The sequence below is a fragment of the Streptomyces sp. NPDC054840 genome, from assembly GCF_053611065.1.
This window is the reverse complement of the sequence record NZ_JBSGZP010000997.1, coordinates 1-1,949: the sequence shown is the minus strand read 5'-3', so window position 1 is coordinate 1,949 and position 1,949 is coordinate 1. Positions and strand designations below refer to the sequence as shown.

At 74.4% G+C, this 1,949-nt stretch carries 2 protein-coding genes and 1 pseudogene; 2 read left to right on the top strand and 1 reads right to left on the bottom strand.

The genetic code is table 11. The annotated features are described in order from the left end of the window. Positions 1–115: 115 nt before the first annotated feature. Positions 116–442: a hypothetical protein gene (locus ACWGIU_RS36830; RefSeq protein ID WP_453712427.1), complete on the bottom strand. Its 327-nt coding sequence runs from the start codon at positions 440–442 to the stop codon at positions 116–118. A gap of 197 nt (positions 443–639) precedes the next feature. Here ACWGIU_RS36830 and ACWGIU_RS36825 point away from each other — a divergent pair, with 197 nt between their 5' ends. Both ACWGIU_RS36825 and ACWGIU_RS36820 read left to right on the top strand, forming a co-directional pair. Continuing rightward, a complete protein-coding gene (locus ACWGIU_RS36825) occupies positions 640–1,599 on the top strand; it encodes an STM4015 family protein (protein ID WP_453712426.1) in 960 nt (319 codons plus the stop codon). Positions 1,600–1,609: 10 nt separating this feature from the next. Continuing rightward, positions 1,610–1,949 (top strand): annotated as a pseudogene (locus ACWGIU_RS36820) (STM4014 family protein); the annotation flags it as partial.

Sequence of the window (1,949 nt, the reverse complement as noted above, 5' to 3'; positions counted from 1 at the left end):
GCGCACCCCGGCCTCCGCGGCGGCGCGATCGGCCGGCCCGGTGGCCGCCGCGGCGGCCCTCCACACGTCGATGTCCGTCAACACGATCCCGATCCCCCCACTGTCCGACACGCTGTCAGTCCGCCACGATCCGTACCGCTCCGGGGATGTACTCCCGCTGCCGCACGACCCGGTACCAGCCCTTGGGCAGGGGTATGGCGGCGTGCTCCTCGTGCACCACCCGTCCGCCGTCCGGGAGATGCAGCAGCAGCGGGCCGAAGGCGCCCGGTTCGCGGACGAGCCGGCCGGGCCCGAGCACGGCGTGCGCGTGCCCGGTGACCTCGCCGAGCGCGAGGACCATCCGGCCCCGCCCGTCCCGCGGCTCCTGGTCCGCTCCGGCCGCGTACGGCGGCACCGCCGACTCGTCGAGCGGCACGATGAGCACGTCCCCCTGCCGGTACATGGGTGTCCCCTTCCCCCGCGCCGCCCGGTGCGCCGCGTTCTTCTCCGAAGGTAGGGGGCGGGTCTGACAACGGACCGCCGCTCGCGCGCACCCACCCCGCACCCGCCCCGCACCGGCCCTGCCTCGGCCTCTGTCAGTGCCCCTTGGTACAACTTGCAGCACATCGGACGCGACAGGCGAGGAACGGCGGGCACCCCATGAGTTACCCGAGACACCTGACGGAATCGTGCGGACTGCCCGTCTTCGACTTCCCGAGCCCCGGGGACGCGGACACGACGCCCCTGCCCGCGGCGGACGCCGTCGCGTGGCGGATCTCCTGCGACAGCTACGACAGCGAGGAGAGCTGGACCGAGGCGTTCGCCCGGTTCGCCGCCGCGGTCGACACCACCGTGGTCCGCGCGATCGTGGTCGGCTCCTGGGAGGAGGCTTACGAGACCGGGCCCGAGGACATCATCGGCGCCCTCCTCGACGCACGCCTGCGCCTGCCCGCGCTGCGGGGCCTGTTCCTCGGGGACATGGAGTCCGAGCAGTGCGAGGTCTCCTGGATCAACCAGAGCGACGTCGGCCCGCTCCTCGACGGCTTCCCGGAGCTGGAGGAGTTCGGCGTGCGCGGCGGCTCCGGGCTGGTCTTCCCGGCCGTCACGCACCGCAAGCTGCGCTCCCTGACCGTGGAGACCGGCGGGATGCCCGCCGAGGCGGTCCGTGGCGTGGCCGCCAGTGACCTGCCCGCCCTGGAGCACCTCGACCTGTGGCTCGGCACGAGCAACTACGGCGGGGACGCGACGATCACCGACGTGGCGCCCATCCTCGACGGCGACCGCCTGCCGCGCCTGCGTCATCTGGGCCTGCGCAACAGCGACATCCAGGACGAGATCGCCACGGCCGTCGCGTCCGCTCCGGTCGTCGCCCGCCTGGAGACCTTCGACCTGTCCATGGGCGTCCTCACCGACCAGGGCGGCGCCGCCCTGCTCGCCGGCCAGCCCCTGACGCACCTCAAGAAGCTGGACCTGCACCACAACTACCTCGGTGCGCCGCTGCGCGAGCGCTTCCAGGAGGTGCTCGGCGGCGCCGGCGTCACCCTCGACCTGAACCGCGGCCACGCCGAAGAGGACGAGGGCGATGGCCGGGTCTGGCGCTACGTCGCCGTCGGCGAGTAGCGCGCGGGCCATGACGGACCTCGCACCACCGCCGCGCTGGGCGGTCGTCGGCAACCCGGAGAACCGGCGCGTCGCCCTGTTCTCCGGGGCGGTGCGCGACGCCGGGCTGCCCGCACCGCGTGTCGTGCCCTGGACGGACGTCCTGCGCGGGGGCGGCGCGGCCTTCGGCGCCGACGAGATCGTACGGATCGAATCGCCGGGGGAGAACGCCGAGGTGGACCGGCTCCTGCGGGGCGCCGGGGACCCCACCCGGGTGGAGGGCGGGGCCCGCTGGTACGCCGCCTTCACGGCGGCCGTCCGGACGCTGACCGGCGGCCGGCGCCTCGACGACCCCGCCGAACTGGCCGTCC

Excerpts from the sequence above, each read along its gene's own strand:
- ACWGIU_RS36825 (WP_453712426.1), top strand. The coding sequence starts at position 640 with ATGAGTTACCCGAGACACCTGACGGAATCGTGCGGACTGCCCGTCTTC.
- ACWGIU_RS36830 (WP_453712427.1), bottom strand. The coding sequence starts at position 442 with ATGTACCGGCAGGGGGACGTGCTCATCGTGCCGCTCGACGAGTCGGCG.